This is a genomic window from Actinoplanes sp. NPDC049316, from assembly GCF_040677315.1.
In the GTDB taxonomy this organism is placed as follows: domain Bacteria; phylum Actinomycetota; class Actinomycetes; order Mycobacteriales; family Micromonosporaceae; genus Actinoplanes.
The window spans coordinates 111727-127786 of the sequence record NZ_JBFAQM010000009.1 but is presented as its reverse complement, the minus strand read 5'-3'; the positions used below and the strand labels follow the sequence as shown (position 1 = coordinate 127786).

Here is a 16060-nt window from a genome sequence, read left to right as displayed (position 1 = left end):
TCCTTACAGAACCGGCCTGTTGTCCGAGACCTTCCGCTCGATCTCCTGCACCACCTCGGCGGGGTCGCGGTGCGTGACGTCGACCATCGGCTCCCCGTCTCGGTCCAGGGCGCCCCAGCGGCCCTCCCAGTCGCCGACGATGTATGCGGCCGGGTGCACGATCAGCCGGGCGTGTACCGGCGGCACCCGCAGCTGACCCGTACGGTCCACGACGCCGTACCGGTCACCGGCGTCCACCACCGCCAGGCCCTCCTCGGTGAACCCGTCCACCGGCCCGCCGGCGCTCAGCTCGGTGGCGAACGCCCGGTACTTCGGCTGCACCATGATCCGCCCGTGCCGGTCGATCGCACCCCAGCCGCCGCGCAGCACCGGCGCCACACCCCGCCGGAACGGCCGCACGTCGTCGAACCCGCCCGGCACGATCACCCGGTTGTGCCAGTCCACCGCGAACCACCCGCCGACCGGATCCCGCGACACCCACGCCAGGCCGTCCGAGAACGGCAAGGCCTGCAGGTACGCCGACGACTCGTCGATCAGCAGCGCCCCGGTCTCGTCGATCAGCTCCCAGGCGGCGGCGTGCGGACGGCGTACCCACGCGGCGCCCTCACGGAACGGCTGGGCGTCGGCGAACGACTCCGGGATGACCACGTCGCCGTTGCCGTCGGCGTACCCGACGAGCCCGGTCTCGTAGTCGGAAGCCGGCTGCGGCGGACGGCTCTGCTGCAGGATCTCCTCCCGCGAACGCGGGTAAGGACCCCACCCGGCCTCCTGAACCCGCGCCATCACCGCGTCCAGCGCCGCCTCGGTCCGCGCCACCAGGTCCGGATCCTCGACCCGCCGCAGCTCCAGAGCGAGCTCGAAATGGTTGCACGCCTCCAGGTACCGCCCCTGCTCGTAACAGGACTTCCCGGCATTCACGTGCATCTCGGCCCGCAGCCGCCCGGGCAACTCGACGGAATTCGCCTCCTCGTACAACCGGTCGGCCTCCGCGAAGTCCCCCCGCCACTGCTGCACTTGAGCCAGCCGCGCCTGCACGACGGCGATCTGCCGCAAGTCCCCGGTCGCCTCGGCATGCCGCAGCGACTCCCGCCCGTCGGCGAGCGCGCGGCCGTACTCCCCGAGCAGCCGGCTCACCACCGCCCGCAGGCTCAGCAACCAGGCCCGGACGGAATCCCGCTCGGCGTACTCCAACCGGTCGGTCAACCGATCCCGGAGCGCCCGCAAGCGGTCCGGCTCGGCCACCGTCTCGCGCAAGGTGACGGGATCAACTTCCCGGGCGTACGCGGCCAGCAGCTGCTCCGGGTCCGGCAGCGCGGGTACGGGCTCGAGCTCCGGCTCCGGCGGGGGAGGCACGGACAGGGTGGGCAGCTGCATGCTGGGCGCGCGGACGGCCCGCTCCGCCTCGCTTTCAACAGCCTCCGTCTCGGGGGCCGGGGTTTCTGCGGCGGCCGTCTCGGAGGGCTGCGTTCCCGTGGTCTCGGTCTCCGCGGGCCGTTCTTCCGGCGTCTCGGCCTCCAGCGTGTCCGTCTCGGGTGTCCGGGTCTCGGGTGTCTCCGTCTCGGGCGTTTCGGTCTCGGCCGGTTCGTCCGTCGTCTCGCGCGGGGTCACGATCTGGTTCTCCGCCGAGGGGGAGAACCAGTCCGTCCGGACCGGGGCGGCGCTGACCGGCTCGGGCACGGGCGCGGCGCTGACCGGCGTCACGGCGGGCGAGACCGGGATCGAATCCGGATCGGCGGTCACGGCGCCGAGCCCGCTCATCGACAGCAACCACCCGAGGCCGCCACCCGCGGGCTCATCCGCCGCGCCTTCACCCGCGGCCGTCTCTGTGGGGCTTTCGTCCGCGGCCGTCTCTGCGGAGCTTTCGTCCGCGGCCGTCTCTGCTGGGCGCTGGTCCGCGGCCGGCTCCGGCGGCTGTTGGGTGCTTCGGTCGTCGGCCTGCGCGCTTTCGTCCTCGTCGGCCTGCTGCGCGCCTTCGTCCGCAGGCGCGGCCTGCGGTTCAGCTGGGGGTTCGGCTGGCGGTTCGGCCTGCGGTTCGGCTGGTCCGGGAGCGCTCTCCTGGAGGTGGGGCACGTCCTGATGCGCGGCGTCCTCTTGCGAGCCGGGCACCTCCTCGACCGCGGCACCCTCGATGATCTCCGCATTGACCGGTGGCTCGGCGGCCACGGGCACATGCGCGTCGGCTGGGGCGACCTCGACGGCGACCGGCTCGTCGACGTCGGCGTCCACGACGTCAGGCTCGACGACTTCGGCTTCGACGACCTCGCCCTCGGCATCCACGACAGCGACCGGCACGTCGACGACGACCTCGACCGGTCCCTCGTCCTCGCCGGCCCGGTCGCCCGGCCCGGTCGGCGTCTCACCCTCGGGCGCTTCGTCGGCGGGCCGCTCGACCATCGCCACCCTGTCCGCGGCGGTGGCTACGTCCCGGCGTACCGCGTCATCCGAGGCCGGCGCAGTGCTCCGGTCAGCTTCTGCCGCCTGCGTGTCGGCGGTCGCCGCCATGGGCCGGGATGGCGTCTCGGCCTCCGCTTCCGGCTGTACCTCGTCGGCCACCGGCACATCGGTGCTGGACGGCTCGTCATTCCCGTCCGCGGCCGTTGCGGTCGATTCAGCGGCCTCCGCCGAGGTCACATCCGTCGCAGCCGGCGCCGGCGTGGCGACGTCCGCTTCGGGTGTGGTCGAGGTGGCCGCCACTTCGGCCGGCGCGTCCTCGTCGCGGCCGGCGGGCGCGAGTTCTGCGGCAGCCGGTGCCGTGCCGGCCCCGTCGAGGGCTGCCGGGGTGACCGCTGTGACGGGGGCCGGCGGGGTGACCACTGCATCCGGGGATGCGGAGCTGATCGCTGTTTCCGAGGACGACGGGGCGACCGGTGCTTCCGGCGCCGGTGAGGCGCCCTCGGCTTCCACCGACGTCGGCGTCTGCGAGGTGGCGATGGGCGCCACGTTCGGCGTCGTACCCGGTGCCAGGGCGGGGGTTGGCGTCGGCGTGGCAGTCGGTCCTTCGGCCGCTGTCGGTGCCGGAGCGGGTGGTACCGCAGCCGGTGCCGGTGCCGGTGCCGGTGCCGATACGGGGGGCGCCGCTGCCGGTGCCGGAGGCACTGGCGAGACCTGTGGCGCTGGTGTCGGGGTTGCTTCGGGGCGTCCCTGCGGAACCTCCGCCGGCCGCGGAGCCTGCTGCGGCTGCGGCTCGTATGGCGGCGTCGCAGGTGCGGGGCGATAGGCCGCCGGCGCTCCCGAGACGGGCCGCGCCACCGGCGGCGCCGGCTGGGCCGACACCGGCCGCACGACCGGCGCCTGGGGCTGCCGCGCCGCGAGCGGCGGCGCAGCCGGCGACACCGGCGGGCTGGTCGGGGCAGGCGTCGCCGCCGGCGACACGGGCGGGGTCGGCGTGGGCGTGGCGATGGGTGGCACCGGCCGGGTCGGCGCGGGCGTCGCGGCCGGTGGCGCGGCTGGGGTCGGTGCGAGCGGCGCAGTCGGCGGCACGGGCGGGGTGGTCGGCGCAGGCGTCGCGGCGGGCGCGACCGGCGGGGATATTGGGCGCGTCGTCGGGACCGGGCGCACCTCGGCCGGGGCGCCGGCGGATGCTGCCGCCGGTAGACCGGCCGCCGGCATGATCGGCTGGGTCGTCTCCGGTCCGGCCGGTTCGGTCCCGTGCCAGGCCGAGGCCGGTTCCGGGGTGTGATGTGGAGGCGGTGTCCGCAGCGGTGCCGGAAAGCGGGGGTCTGTCGGCGGTTCCAGGCTGTGGGCTCCCCGCCGCGGCACGGCGGGGGAGCCGTACGGCGTGGCAGGCCGCTGCACCGGCTCGCCCGGGCGGCGCTGATCAGCCGCGGTCGCGTGACGCGGGTCTGCTGACGGCGCGTGGCGCGGATCCGCCGGCGGCGCATAGGGCGCATCGGCCTGCGGAGCGTACGGGTCCGCCCGGCGCGCGACATACGGCGACGCCTCCCGCGCGGCGTACGGGGAAGTGTCGTGGGCGGGATAGGGCGCGGCCTGCCGAGGGTCGGTAGGGGGACCGTACGCCGCCGCCTGCCGCCCCTCGTGCGGCGAAGCCAGGCGCGGGTCCTGGCCCCGACGCTCGGGAGCGTGCTGGCCAAGCGGGGGTTCGACCGGAACCGGGCGCGCGGCCGCCGGCGGTCCCGAGCGCGGCGGCGACCACGAGCCGGACGCCGGAGGCGCGGACCGCGGCCGTGACCAGCCCTCCGCCGCGGAAGGTGCTGCGGGAGGCACTGCGGGAGGTGCTGCGGGAGGTGCCGAGGCAGGCCGTGACCAGCCGTCCACCGAAGGCGGCGCGGACCCGGGACGCGCGGACCCGGAATGCGCGGACCCGGAATGCGCGGGCCCGGAATGCGCGGGCCCGGAATGCGCGGGCCCGGAATGCGCGGGCCCAGGATGCGCGGACTCAGGAGGCAGGGAAGGCGGGGGCGCGCCAACGGCCGGCTCGGACGACGGAGGGCGGGAGCGCGCGGCCGGAGCCGCCTGCGGTGGTGACCACGTCTCCGGTGCCGGTGACGGCGGCGCCGATCGGGGCGGTGACCACGGTTCGGGGGTGCCCGGGCGAGGGTCGACCGGCGGCGCCCAGCGCGGGTCGGGCGGCACCAGGCGCGGCGCGGGGTGGCGGGTGTCCGGCGGCGCGGGGTGCGGGGCCGGGTGCGGGGGTGGCGCCGACCGGTGGGGCGCCTGGCGGGGTCCGTAGAACGGGTCGTCGGCCGCCGTCGGCCGCGGTGCCGTTGACTCGCGTCCGGAGTGCTGATGCATACCGTCCGGAGGAACCGCCGGGCGGCGCAGGTTCGCGGGCTGCCGGGACTGCCGCTGGTCACCCTCGGGCAGCCGGTCCGGCAGCGGCACCGGCCGATTCCACGACGGCTCCACCCGATGAGACGACGGCTCGGCCCGGTGAGGAGACGGGTCGGTCCGGTAGGACGACGGCTCGGCCCGGTAGGACGACGGCTCAGCCCGGTGAGACGACGGCTCGGCCCGGTGAGGAGACGGGTCGGTCCGGTAGGACGACGGCTCCGGCCGGTGCGGCGCCTCCGGGGGAAGCGCCGAAGCGTGATGGGTGGACGCGGGGGAGTCCGCCGGACCGTTCCAGGACGGTGGCGGCTGCGGGGGACGGCCGACCGTCGCGCGGCCCGCCGCCGGGGAGATCGGGCGCGCGGGCGGGGCCGAGGCCTGCGCGATGGTACGGAAGTCCGCGTCCCAGGCCGCTGCCGCCTCGGCCGCGGCGGAGGCGTCGTACACGGGTTGGTGGACGGCCCGCCGGCGGCCCGGGTCGCCGGGGTAGCGCTGGCCCGGCAGCGGCTCCCATTCCCAGGTGATCTCGTACACCCAGGCGGGCTCGTCGTCCCAGCCGCCCGCACCGAGCTGTGAGCTCCAGCCGTTCATCGGCCGGATGCCTGGCTACGGTGCGTCACGACGATCCACCTTGTCGGAAATTGCTCGGTGGCAGGGCAGGCCTCCGGGTCCAGTCGCCCGGCTCCGCTGCGGGGGTTGTGGAAGGAGATTAGCGGCGTGCACGGCCTCGACGCCAGGGTGCCCGGGATCTCTCCCGGTCGTCCGTTCCGGGGCCCGGGCGCTACGTTCGGTGCGCTTGCATGGCCGGGTTTCCGGAGGTACACGACCTACCGGCGGGCGACCATAGCCGGATCGTTCACGGACACCGCCTTCGGGTTCCCGCAGTGTCACGCGTCTCGGCCGGGTCGGCCCCGGCCGGGTACGACGGCCGAGAAGCTCGCGCGTTCGTCTGGTTGGGGCAGTGGTTGCTCACCGTAGCGTCACCGTCCGCCGGTCGAGCCGCTCGCCCTCAGCGGTGTTCCATGACGAGAACCGCCCACGTGCCCGGCTCGAGGGCTTCGTAATGGTGCGGCACGTCGCCGGGGAAGCCCACGTAGTCGCCGGGCCCCAGGTCGACGTAGTCGCCGGCCGGCCCCACGCGCAGGCGTCCGGCGGCGACGACCACGTGCTCCACGCTGCCCGGGATGTGCGCCTCGGCGTCGCGCGGCTGGCCCGGTTCGAGCTCCATCACGTACAGGTCGCGCCGCGTGTGCGGAGATCCGGCGGAGAGCAAGCTGGCGGCGAAGTCGGCCTGGTCGGCCTGCAGCCGGGGGATGTCGCCGACCCGGATGACGCGTACGGCCGGAGCGGGCGGCTCGACGAGCCGGCTGAACGGTACGCCGAGCGCGACCCCGAGTGACCAGAGCGTCTCGATGCTGGGATTCCCGGTGCCGTTCTCCAGCTGCGACAACGTCGACTTGGCCAGCCCGGCCCGGCGTGCCAGTTCGGCGAGCGAGATCCCGGCGCGTTCCCGTTCCCGGCGCAGGGCGGCGGCGATCGTGGCGAGCGGGGGAGCGGGCTGCGACATGTTCACTCCGTCGGTCGGTTCGTTCGGTTTGACGAACGCACGGCTGGCGTTCATTATTGTGAACCATGCGTACGCCAAAACGAACGGTGGACCGCGCGCTCCTGCGCGACGCGGCCGCGATCGCCGCGGCGATGATCGCGGTGGGCGCATCGTTCGGGGCCATCGCGATCGCGTACGGCCTCCCGACCTGGGTTCCGTTCGCCATGTCGACCGTGGTGTTCGCCGGCGGCGCCCAGTTCCTCGCGGTCGGCCTGATCGCGGCCGGCAACCCGGTCGCCGCCGTCGTCGCGGGCCTGCTGCTCAACGCCCGGCACCTGCCGTTCGGCCTGGCCGTCGCCAGGACCGTCGGTGAGCGGTGGCGGGACCGGCTCGTCGGAAGCCACCTCATGACCGACGAGGTCGTCGCCTTCACCCTGCGCGAACCCGACCCCGCCCGCCGCCGCCGTACGTACTGGCTGATCGGCATCACGCTCTTCACATCCTGGAACGCGGGTACGGCGCTCGGCGTCCTGCTCGGCGGCGCCACCGGCGACCCGGCCGCGCTGGGGCTGGACGCGGCGTTCCCGGCCGGCTTGATCGCGCTGATCCTGCCGTCGCTGCGCGACCGCGCGACCCGGGCTGCGGCGCTCGCGGGGGCGGCGGTGGCGGTGCTGGCCACGCCGGTCCTGCCGGCGGGGCTGCCGGTCTTGTGCGCACTGCTCGGGCTGGCGGTGCTGTTCGTCCCGAGCCTCCGCACGCCGGGGTCTGCGCCGGCGGTCACGGTGACATCTGACCCGTCCGCGGCTGCGCGCCCGGACCGTCGCCCGTCGGAGGCGTCATGCTGATCGCGTCGATCGTCGTGCTCGGCATCGGCACCTACACGCTGCGGCTCAGCGGCGTCGTGCTCCGCGACCGGCTCGTCCTCTCCGACCCGCTGCAGCGGCTGCTGCCCATGGCGGCGACGACCCTGCTGGCCGCCCTGGCGATGACGGCCGCGCTGACGGAGGGCGCGGCATTCGCCGGGGTGGCGCGGCCGGCCGGCGTCGCGGTGGGTGCGTTACTGGCCTGGCGGCGGGCGCCGTTCGTGCTGGTCGTCGTCGCGGCCGCAGCGACCGCCGCGCTGCTCCGGCTGGCCGGCGTCGCCTGACCCGGCCGCCGGGGCGCGGTGGGTCAGATCTTGGTGCCGAGCGCCACCTGCGGCTTCGGCACCCGCATCCGCCGAAACGTCAGCGCTCGCATGATGCCGTACAGATAGAGCGAGCCCATCCGCTGCGTCGTGTTCGGGAATTTCTCCGTGATGCGCTTCTTGATGCGGCGCGAGATCAGGATGCTGTCGATGACCACGCTGAGGGCCAGGATCGCCCAGAGCAGGTTGGCCGCGAGCTGGATCTGGTACGGCATCGCGCCGGTGGAGCCGATGAAGACGATGATCGCGCCGACGAAGAACCAGGTGCCGGCCGTGCGGCGGGAGTCGACGATGTCGCGGACCAGGCGGCGTTCCGGGCCGCGGTCGCGGGCGAGCAGGTAGCGCTCGTCGCCGGCGCGCATGCCCTCCGAGGCCTCGGCGCGTTCGGCGCGCTGGCGTTCGCGCATCTGCTTGTACGCCTCGCGGCGGTTGGCCGGGGCCTTCACCGCCTCGCGCCGGCGCTGGGAGCTCTGCCGTTTCGGCGTCTCCCTGCCGAGCTCCTTCTTCGACGGCGTGTAGCCCTTGGGGCGCGGCGTGGTATCCGGCTCGGGCGTCACCGTGGCGGTGGCGTCGGCGACCAGATCGGGGGACTTGCGGCGAAACAGCGAGGACACCCCAGCAGCGTAGCCAAGAGCCGCACCAAACCTGAAACCGCGCCGCCGATCCCTGTGGACGAGCGACGCGCCGCCGGTAAGAGAGCCGCCGGACAGAAGAGACGCGCCGCCGGTAAGAGAGCCGCCGGACAGAAGAAGGGACAGAAGATTCAGCGGCGCGGCCGGGAGGAACCCGCCGCGCCGCTGACCGAGATGCGCGCTGAGCAAAAGGAGCGCGAAGAAGACCGCTGGGAAAGCGATCAGAGGCGTTCGACGTGCGCCCCCAGCGCGGCGAGCTTGCCCTCGAAGTCCTCGTAGCCGCGGTTGATCAGGTCGACCCCGTAGACGCGGGACGTGCCCTCGGCTGCCAGCGCCGCGATGAGGTGGCTGAAACCGGCGCGCAGGTCGGGGATGACCAGGTCGGCGGCGTGCAGCTTGCTCGGGCCGGCGATGACCGCGGAGTGCTTGAAGTTGCGGCGGCCGAAGCGGCAGGGGGTGCCGCCGAGGCAGTCACGGTAGACCTGGATCGTGGCGCCCATGGAGTTGAGCGCCTCGGTGTAGCCCAGGCGCTGCTCGTACACCGTCTCGTGCATGATCGACAGGCCGCGGGCCTGGGTCAGGGCGACGACCAGCGGCTGCTGCCAGTCGGTCATGAAGCCGGGGTGCACGTCCGTCTCGAGCGCGACGGCCTGCAGCTCGCCGCCGGGGTGCCAGAACTTGATGCCGCCCTCGACGCCGGTGACGCCGGCGCGGGAGATCCGCGCGTCGGTGACCTCGAACTGGCCGCCGATCGAGCGGAAGACGTTGAGGAACGTCATCATGTCGGCCTGCTGGGCGCCGAGCACCTCGATCTCGCCGCGGGTGGCGAGCGCGGCGGCGGCCCAGCTGGCGGCCTCGATGCGGTCCGGGATCGGCTTGTGGTTGTAGCCGTGCAGGCGGGGCACACCGAGGACCTCGATGACCCGGTCGGTGTGCACGGTGATGATCGCGCCCATCTTCTGCAGCACGCAGATGAGGTCGATGATCTCCGGCTCGATCGCCGCGTTGCGCAGCTCGGTGACGCCCTCGGCGCGGACCGCCGTGAGCAGCACCTGCTCGGTGGCGCCGACGCTCGGGTACGGCAGCTCGAGCTTCGTGCCGTGCAGCCCGTTGGGCGCGGTCAGGTGCATGCCCTCGGGCGTCTTGTCGACGATCGCCCCGAACTGGCGCAGCGCCTGGATGTGGAAGTCGATCGGGCGCGGGCCGATGTGGCAGCCGCCGAGGTCCGGGATGAACGCGTGCCCGAGCCGGTGCAGCAGCGGTCCGCAGAACAGGATCGGGATCCGCGACGAGCCGGCGTGCACGTTGATCTGGTCGCTGCTGGCGCTCTCCACGTTGGTGGGGTCCATGACCAGTTCGCCCTCGTCGGCGCCGTCGGACACCTTCACGCCGTGCAGGCCGAGCAGCCCGCGGACGACCTCCACGTCGCGGATGCGCGGCACGTCGAAGAGGCGGCTCGGTGTCTCGCCCAGCAGGGCGGCCACCATGGCCTTGGAAACCAGGTTCTTGGCGCCACGGACCCGGATCTGCCCGTGCAGCGGCGTACCGCCGTGTACGGCCAGGACGTCGTCGGTCAACGCAACCTCCGAAAGGGGCGCATCGACGCGCCCGAGCGAGTAGGGGTGCTGCCTCGCGGGTGGGGGAACCCACGGCAGCCGCCCGGGCAGCATAGCCCTGAGTGACCGTTGCAGAAATCACCAGATCGCCCAACGCGGCACGAATCCCTGATGATTAAGGCAACAAAAAGGTGCGGCGGAGCGCAGGGCTCATCGCCGGTCACTCACAGTGATTTCTACGGCAGGGCGAGCATCTGGTCGAGGGCTACCCGGGCGTACTTCGCGGTGTCCGCGTCGACGGTGATCTGGTTCGGTACCCGACCCGCCACCAGCTCCTCCAGCGCCCACACGAGGTGCGGCAGATCGATGCGGTTCATCGTGGAGCAGTAGCAGACCGTCCGGTCGAGGAACATGATCTGCTTGTCCGGGTGGGCGAGCGCGAGTCGGCGTACCAGATTGAGCTCCGTGCCGATCGCCCAGGCGGACCCGGCGGGCGCGTTGTCCAGGGCCTTGATGATGTATTCCGTCGAGCCGACCTGGTCGGCGGCGCGCACGACCTCGTGCCGGCACTCCGGGTGGACCAGGACCGTGACGCCGGGGACCCGCTCGCGCACCTCGCGGACGCTGTCGAGCGTGAAGCGGCCGTGCACCGAGCAGTGCCCGCGCCACAGGATCATCTTCGCGTCGCGCAGCTGCTCGGGGGTGAGCCCGCCGTGCGGCTTGTGCGGGTCGTAGAGCACGCAGTCGTCGAGCGAGAAGCCCATCTCGAGCACCGCGGTGTTGCGGCCCAGGTGCTGGTCGGGCAGGAAGAACACCTTCTGCCCCTGCTCGAACGCCCAGGTCAGCGCCCGCTTGGCGTTGGAGGAGGTGCAGACCACGCCGCCGTTGCGCCCGACGAAGCCCTTGATGTCGGCGGAGCTGTTCATGTACGTCACCGGGACGACGTCGCCGGCGATGCCGAGGTCGGTGAACTCGTCCCAGGCGGCCTCGACCTGGCCCAGCACGGCCATGTCGGCCATCGAGCAGCCGGCCGCCAGGTCGGGCAGCACGACCTTCTGCTCCGGGCCGGTCAGGATGTCGGCGCTCTCGGCCATGAAGTGCACGCCGCAGAAGACGATGAACTCGGCGTCCGGACGGGCCGCGGCCTCGCGGGCGAGCTTGAAGGAGTCGCCGGTGACGTCGGCGAACTGGATGACCTCGTCGCGCTGGTAGTGGTGGCCCAGCACGAAGACGCGGTCGCCGAGGGCGGCCTTGGCGGCGGCCGCGCGGGCCACCAGATCGGGGTCGCTGGGCGCGGGCAGGTCGCCCGGGCAGTCGACGCCGCGCTCACTGGCCGGGTCGGTGCCCTGGCCGAGCAGCAGCAGCGCGAGCGGCGTGTTCTCGGGTTCCGTCCACGTCGAGGTCACGGCACCCATGTTTCCACAAGGTTGCCGCTGCCAAGAGCGTCGATGCGGTGTTCTAAACCACTCAGCGGCGGCGGCTCTGGATCCGGGTCGCCAGCCTGCGCAGCCGCGCCTGGTTCTCCGGCTTGGCCAGCTGGCGCCGGCCTTGGTCGACGAGCCGCTGTCCCTGAGGGCTGCGGAGGAACTTCTGCACGCGCTGCATGAGGGTCGGCATGCCCTCAACGTTGCCAGGCGCGCCTGAGTGAAACCTGTACTTTCTCCTCGTGCGCGTACTGATCTGTCCGGACAAGTTCGCCGGAACGCTGACCGCCTCCGAGGTCGCCGCGGCGATCGCCGAAGGCTGGCACGAGACCGCCCCGGGCGACGAGTGCGTGCTGCGCCCGCTCTCCGACGGCGGCCCCGGTTTCGTGGAGGTGCTGGCGGCGGCGCTGGACGGACGCCGGATCCCGGTCGCCACCGTCGACCCGCTCGGCCGGCCCGCGCGCGGTGAGGTGCTGCTGGCCGGCTCGACCGCGTACGTCGAAAGCGCCCAGGCCTGCGGCCTGCACCTGCTCACCCAGGAGGAGCGCGACCCCAACGTCGCGACCTCGTACGGGCTCGGCCTGCTGCTGGCCGCGGCGGTCGAGGCGGGCGCGACCGAGGTCGTGGTCGGGCTGGGCGGCTCCGCCGTCAACGACGCCGGCGCCGGCATGCTGGCCGCGCTGGGTGCCGGGCCGGTCGACGAGAGCGGGTACGCCCTGCCGTACGGCGGCGCGGTCCTCGGCACGGCGGCCCGCCTCGAGGGACCGCCCCAGCTGCGCCAGGTCAGCCTCGTCGCCGCCACGGACGTGGACAACCCGCTGCTCGGGCTGCACGGCGCCAGCAACGTGTACGGCCCGCAGAAGGGCGCCACCCGGGAGGACGTCCTCCGCCTCGACGCCGCTCTGGAGCACTTCTCCGGCGTACTGGAGAAGGCCTTCGGGGTGGAGAACCTCGCCGCGACGCCCGGCGCGGGAGCGGCCGGCGGCCTCGGCGCGGCGTTGCTGGCGCTCGGCGGCCGGGTGGTCTCGGGCATCGGCCTGGTCACCCGGCTCATCGGCCTGGAGGCGCAGCTCGACCGCGCCGACCTCGTCATCACGGGGGAGGGTTCCTTCGACCACCAGTCGCTGCGCGGCAAGGTGGCCGCGGGGATCGCCGGCGGCGCCCGGGACCGCGGCCTGCCCTGCGTGGTGGTCGCGGGACGCAACGAGACGGGCTACCGGGAGGCGGCCGCCGCCGGCGTCACGGAGACGTACGCCCTGGTGGAGCACTTCGGCTCGGAGGAGCGGGCGCTGGCCGAGCCGGCCCGCGGCCTGCGTGAGGTCGCGGCGCGGCTGGCCCGGCAGTGGAGCCGATGAGGCCCGTGTCGGACATCTCGGCCGCCCGGATTGGGAATACGGCCACGGAGAGCTAGCGTTGGCCGGTACGGCACATCACCGGACCGGCAGGGAGAACCGCACGTGTCTACTGAAGCGCACACCGAGTCGACCGAGGCCACCACGGCCGCGCCGACCGGCGTCATTTTGACCGACGTCGCGGCGACCAAGGTCAAGGCCCTGATCGAGCAGGAAGGCCGCGACGACCTGCGCCTGCGCATCGCCGTGCAGCCCGGCGGCTGCTCCGGCCTGCGGTATCAGCTGTTCTTCGACGAGCGCTCGCTCGACGGTGACATCGTCAGCGACTTCGGCGGTGTCGAGGTCGTCGTCGACCGGATGAGCTCGCCGTATCTGGCGGGCGCGACGATCGACTTCGCGGACCGCATCGACGCGCAGGGCTTCACCATCGACAACCCGAACGCGCAGAACTCCTGCGCCTGCGGCGACTCCTTCCACTGAGCCGCGCGGTTTCCCTCGCGCCACGCCAGGGGCGCGCTGGAGAACCACTGTGTCTTCCATCGAGGCCGTCCGTTCCGTCCGGAACGGGCGGCCTCCCCTTTCCAACCACCCCACCGCCACCCACAAACGGACTGAAGGCTCGCGTGTGACGCGGAGGTGGCGCCGGTGGGAACGGCCGGTAGGCTCCGGGGGTAATCGCACCCGACCCCGAGGGCCGACATGAAGATCGCCGTCACCGGCTCGATCGCCACCGACCACCTGATGCACTTCCCCGGCAAGTTCGCCGAACAGCTCATCGCCGACCAGTTGCACAAGGTCTCGCTGTCCTTCCTCGTCGACGACCTGGTCGTGCGGCGCGGCGGCGTGGCGTCGAACATCGCGTACGGGATGGGCAAGCTGGGATTGCGCCCGATCCTGGTCGGCGCCGTCGGCGTGGACTTCGCCGACTACCGCTCCTGGCTGGAGCGCCACGGGGTCGACTGCGACTCGGTGCACGTCAGCGAGGTCGCGCACACCGCGCGCTTCGTCTGCACCACCGACGACGACCTCAACCAGATCGCGTCGTTCTACGCCGGCGCGATGGCCGAGGCCCGCAACATCGAGCTCGAGCCGGTCGCCACGCGCGCCGGCGGCCTGGACCTCGTGCTGATCAGCGCCAACGACCCGGCCGCGATGATCCGCCACTCACAGGAGTGCCGCTCCCGCGGGTACGCGTTCGCCGCCGATCCGTCGCAGCAGCTCGCCCGCATGGACGGCAGCGACGTGATGTCGCTGATCGAGGGCGCGGAGTACCTGCTGACCAACGATTACGAGCGGTCCCTGCTGGAGACCAAGGCCGGCCTCGGCGCCGACCAGGTCCTCGAGCACGTCCGCATCCGGGTCACCACGCTGGGCAAGGACGGCGTGGAGATCACCGGCCGCGACATCGAGCGGATCCACGTGCCGGTCGCGCGCGACGTCGTGCCCGACGACCCCACCGGCGTCGGCGACGGTTTCCGGGCCGGCTTCTTCGCCGCGATCAGCTGGGGTCTCGGCCTCGAGCGGGCCGCGCAGGTGGGCTCGCTGATCGCCGCGCTGGTCCTGGAGACCGTCGGCCCGCAGGAGTACGACGTCAAGGCGGACTTCTTCCTCAAGCGCCTCGCCGACTCGTACGGCGACCAGGCCGCCGCGGACGTCCAGCCGTACCTGCCCGTCGCGTAACCGTGGTGCTCGCCGTCTTCGCCGGCCTGCCGGGCGTGGGTAAGAGCACGCTCGCCGCGCGGGTGGGGGCGGTGCTGCCCGCCGCGGTGCTCGCCGTGGACACCGTCGACTTCACGCTGCAGGCGTACGACGTCACCGAGCCCCGTCCCGGCTACGCCGCGTACGGGGTGGTGGCGGCGCTCGCCGAGACGCAGCTCACCATGGGGCACAGCGTGATCATCGACGCGGTGAACCCGGTGAAGGCGGCCCGGCAGCTCTGGACCGACCTGGCCGACCGCCTCGGCGTACCCCTGCGGGTCGTCGAGGTGGTCTGCGGCGACGACGCCGAGCACCGCCGCCGGGTCGAGGCCCGGTACGCCGCCCGCTCCCACGACGGCATCCCGGACTGGGTGCGGGTGCTGGAGCGGCAGGGCGAGTACGAGCCGTACCTGGGCCCGCGCCTGGTGGTCGACACGTACCTGGCGAAGGACCCGGTGGGCCCGGTCGTGGACTACCTCAGCTGAGCCGGCGCACGTCGTAAAGGCCCTCCGCCGGGCTGCCCACGTACTCCTGGCCCTTCATCCGGCACCACGCCGGGATGTCGTTCGCGGCCGCGGGATCGTCGGCCAGCACCCGGACCACCTCGCCGACCGGCACGCTCGGCATCCGCCGGGCGAGGTCGATGATCGGCAGCGGGCAGCGCCGGCCGCGGGAGTCCACCTCGATCACATTCCCGCCTCCTTCCGGAGGTCCGCCACCACGCCCGGCAGGACCGCCAGGAAACGGTCCACGTCGGCCTCCGTCGTGCCGCGGTGCAGCGACACCCGGACGTTGCCGTGGCTGAGCACACCCATCGCCTCCAGCACGTGACTGGGCCGCAGCGTCGACGCGGTGCACGACGATCCCGACGACACCGCGAAGCCGTGCCGGTCCAGTGCGTGCAGCAGCGCCTCGCCGTCGACGTACAAGCAGGAGAACGTCACCAGGTGCGGCAGCCGCTCGACCGGGTCGCCCACGACCTCCACGTCGGGCACGGTCGCCGCGACGGTCGCGCGGATGCGGTTCACCAGGCCGGACAGCCGCACGGCCTCCGTCTTCGCCTCGGCCAGGACCGCCCGCAGGCTCGCCGCGGCCGCGACGACGGCCGGCAGATCGAGCGCGCCCTGCGGCCGCGGCCTGTGAAGATCATCACCAGGGTACGGGGACAGCCAGCGCGTGCCTTTACGGACCACGAGGAGCCCCACCCCCGGCGGACCACCCCACTTCCTCGCGCTGGCGGTGAGCAACGACCAGCCCGGTGGCACCGGAGCGTGCCCGACGGACTGGGCGGCGTCGACGTACAGCGGCACGCCGGCCTCCGCGCACGCCTCCGCGGCCGCGGCCACAGGCTGCACCGTCCCCACCTCATGACTGGCGCTGATCAGCGCGGCTAATGCGACCCCCGGTCCGCTCACCGCGGTGCGCCAGGCGTCGAGATCCAGGCGGCCCTGGAGGTCCACACCGACCTCGGCGGCGTCGCCGTGCCGGGCCGCCGCGTGCAGCACGGCGGAGTGCTCGATGGCCGAGTGGACGAACGTCGTGCCTGCTCGTGCGCGTCCCCCGAGGCCGCCCAGCACGGCGGCGTGGGCTGCGGCCGTACCCGAGGACAGGAAGGTCACCTCGTCCGCGCGTACGCCCAGGCAGTCGGCGACGGTGGCCGTCGCCGCCTCCCTCAGCCGTTGCGCCCGCCGGCCCGCGGCGTGCAGCCGGTCCGGATCGGCCCAGCCGTCCTCCAGCGCGGCCACCAGCGCCTGCCGGGCGACCGGGTGCAGCGGCGCGGCGCTCGCCGCGTCCAGGTACGCGGGCGCAGCGGCTTGTTCCGCCGTGTATTCCACCTGAGGAACGGTATCGTCCACAGGATCAGGGGTATGCACGCCC

Annotated in this window: 15 protein-coding genes; 7 read left to right on the top strand and 8 right to left on the bottom strand. The window is 73.4% G+C overall.

The window, feature by feature from the left end:
- Window positions 1–3 precede the first annotated feature (3 nt).
- Window positions 4–2940 (bottom strand): WG repeat-containing protein, encoded by a 2937-nt coding sequence (locus AB0K03_RS16600; RefSeq protein WP_364685101.1) that lies wholly within the window; start codon window positions 2938–2940, stop codon window positions 4–6.
- 445 nt (window positions 2941–3385) lie between these two features.
- On the opposite strand from AB0K03_RS16600, the gene AB0K03_RS16595 reads away from it, so the two are divergent.
- Entirely contained in the window at window positions 3386–3679 is a 294-nt protein-coding gene (locus tag AB0K03_RS16595) for a hypothetical protein (protein WP_364685100.1), read from the top strand.
- A gap of 2118 nt (window positions 3680–5797) precedes the next feature.
- Here the strand turns inward: AB0K03_RS16595 and AB0K03_RS16590 are convergent.
- The gene (locus AB0K03_RS16590; RefSeq protein WP_364685098.1) at window positions 5798–6355 is read right to left on the bottom strand and encodes an XRE family transcriptional regulator; all 558 of its coding nucleotides are present in this window, start codon (window positions 6353–6355) and stop codon (window positions 5798–5800) included.
- Window positions 6356–6420: 65 nt separating this feature from the next.
- On the opposite strand from AB0K03_RS16590, the gene AB0K03_RS16585 reads away from it, so the two are divergent.
- A complete protein-coding gene (locus tag AB0K03_RS16585; protein ID WP_364685096.1) occupies window positions 6421–7179 on the top strand; it encodes an AzlC family ABC transporter permease in 759 nt (252 codons plus the stop codon).
- The gene (locus AB0K03_RS16580) at window positions 7173–7481 is read left to right on the top strand and encodes an AzlD domain-containing protein (RefSeq protein ID WP_364685094.1); all 309 of its coding nucleotides are present in this window, start codon (window positions 7173–7175) and stop codon (window positions 7479–7481) included. The genes AB0K03_RS16585 and AB0K03_RS16580 overlap by 7 nt, the downstream gene beginning before the upstream one ends.
- Before the next feature lie 23 nt (window positions 7482–7504).
- Here the strand turns inward: AB0K03_RS16580 and AB0K03_RS16575 are convergent, their stop codons facing one another.
- From AB0K03_RS16575 to AB0K03_RS16560, 4 genes are all read right to left on the bottom strand, one after another.
- The gene (locus tag AB0K03_RS16575; protein WP_364685092.1) at window positions 7505–8134 is read right to left on the bottom strand and encodes a DUF3043 domain-containing protein; all 630 of its coding nucleotides are present in this window, start codon (window positions 8132–8134) and stop codon (window positions 7505–7507) included.
- A 239-nt stretch (window positions 8135–8373) separates the two neighbouring features.
- Entirely contained in the window at window positions 8374–9729 is a 1356-nt protein-coding gene (gene murA, locus AB0K03_RS16570; RefSeq protein ID WP_364685090.1) for a UDP-N-acetylglucosamine 1-carboxyvinyltransferase, read from the bottom strand.
- A gap of 215 nt (window positions 9730–9944) precedes the next feature.
- Window positions 9945–11123 (bottom strand): quinolinate synthase NadA, encoded by a 1179-nt coding sequence (gene nadA / locus AB0K03_RS16565; protein WP_364685088.1) that lies wholly within the window; start codon window positions 11121–11123, stop codon window positions 9945–9947.
- Between the two features lie 52 nt (window positions 11124–11175).
- Window positions 11176–11325, bottom strand: a complete 150-nt coding sequence (locus AB0K03_RS16560; RefSeq protein WP_364685086.1) for a hypothetical protein — start codon at window positions 11323–11325, stop codon at window positions 11176–11178.
- A gap of 49 nt (window positions 11326–11374) precedes the next feature.
- Here AB0K03_RS16560 and AB0K03_RS16555 point away from each other — a divergent pair, with 49 nt between their 5' ends.
- The 4 genes from AB0K03_RS16555 to AB0K03_RS16540 all read left to right on the top strand — a co-directional run bounded on the left by AB0K03_RS16555 (window position 11375) and on the right by AB0K03_RS16540 (window position 14667).
- On the top strand, window positions 11375–12487 hold the full coding sequence (locus tag AB0K03_RS16555) for a glycerate kinase (RefSeq protein WP_364685084.1): 1113 nt from the start codon (window positions 11375–11377) through the stop codon (window positions 12485–12487).
- A 102-nt stretch (window positions 12488–12589) separates the two neighbouring features.
- On the top strand, window positions 12590–12964 hold the full coding sequence (gene erpA, locus AB0K03_RS16550; RefSeq protein ID WP_364685082.1) for an iron-sulfur cluster insertion protein ErpA: 375 nt from the start codon (window positions 12590–12592) through the stop codon (window positions 12962–12964).
- Between the two features lie 219 nt (window positions 12965–13183).
- Window positions 13184–14164 carry a carbohydrate kinase family protein gene (locus tag AB0K03_RS16545; protein WP_364685080.1) on the top strand — a complete coding sequence of 327 codons (981 nt, stop codon included), beginning with the start codon at window positions 13184–13186 and terminating at the stop codon, window positions 14162–14164.
- 5 nt (window positions 14165–14169) lie between these two features.
- Window positions 14170–14667 carry an ATP-binding protein gene (locus tag AB0K03_RS16540; protein WP_364685079.1) on the top strand — a complete coding sequence of 166 codons (498 nt, stop codon included), beginning with the start codon at window positions 14170–14172 and terminating at the stop codon, window positions 14665–14667.
- Here the strand turns inward: AB0K03_RS16540 and AB0K03_RS16535 are convergent.
- Window positions 14660–14872: a sulfurtransferase TusA family protein gene (locus tag AB0K03_RS16535; protein ID WP_364685077.1), complete on the bottom strand. Its 213-nt coding sequence runs from the start codon at window positions 14870–14872 to the stop codon at window positions 14660–14662. The genes AB0K03_RS16540 and AB0K03_RS16535 overlap by 8 nt on opposite strands.
- Entirely contained in the window at window positions 14869–16017 is a 1149-nt protein-coding gene (locus AB0K03_RS16530; protein ID WP_364685076.1) for an aminotransferase class V-fold PLP-dependent enzyme, read from the bottom strand. Before AB0K03_RS16530 ends, AB0K03_RS16535 begins: the two co-directional genes overlap by 4 nt.
- Window positions 16018–16060 lie beyond the last annotated feature (43 nt).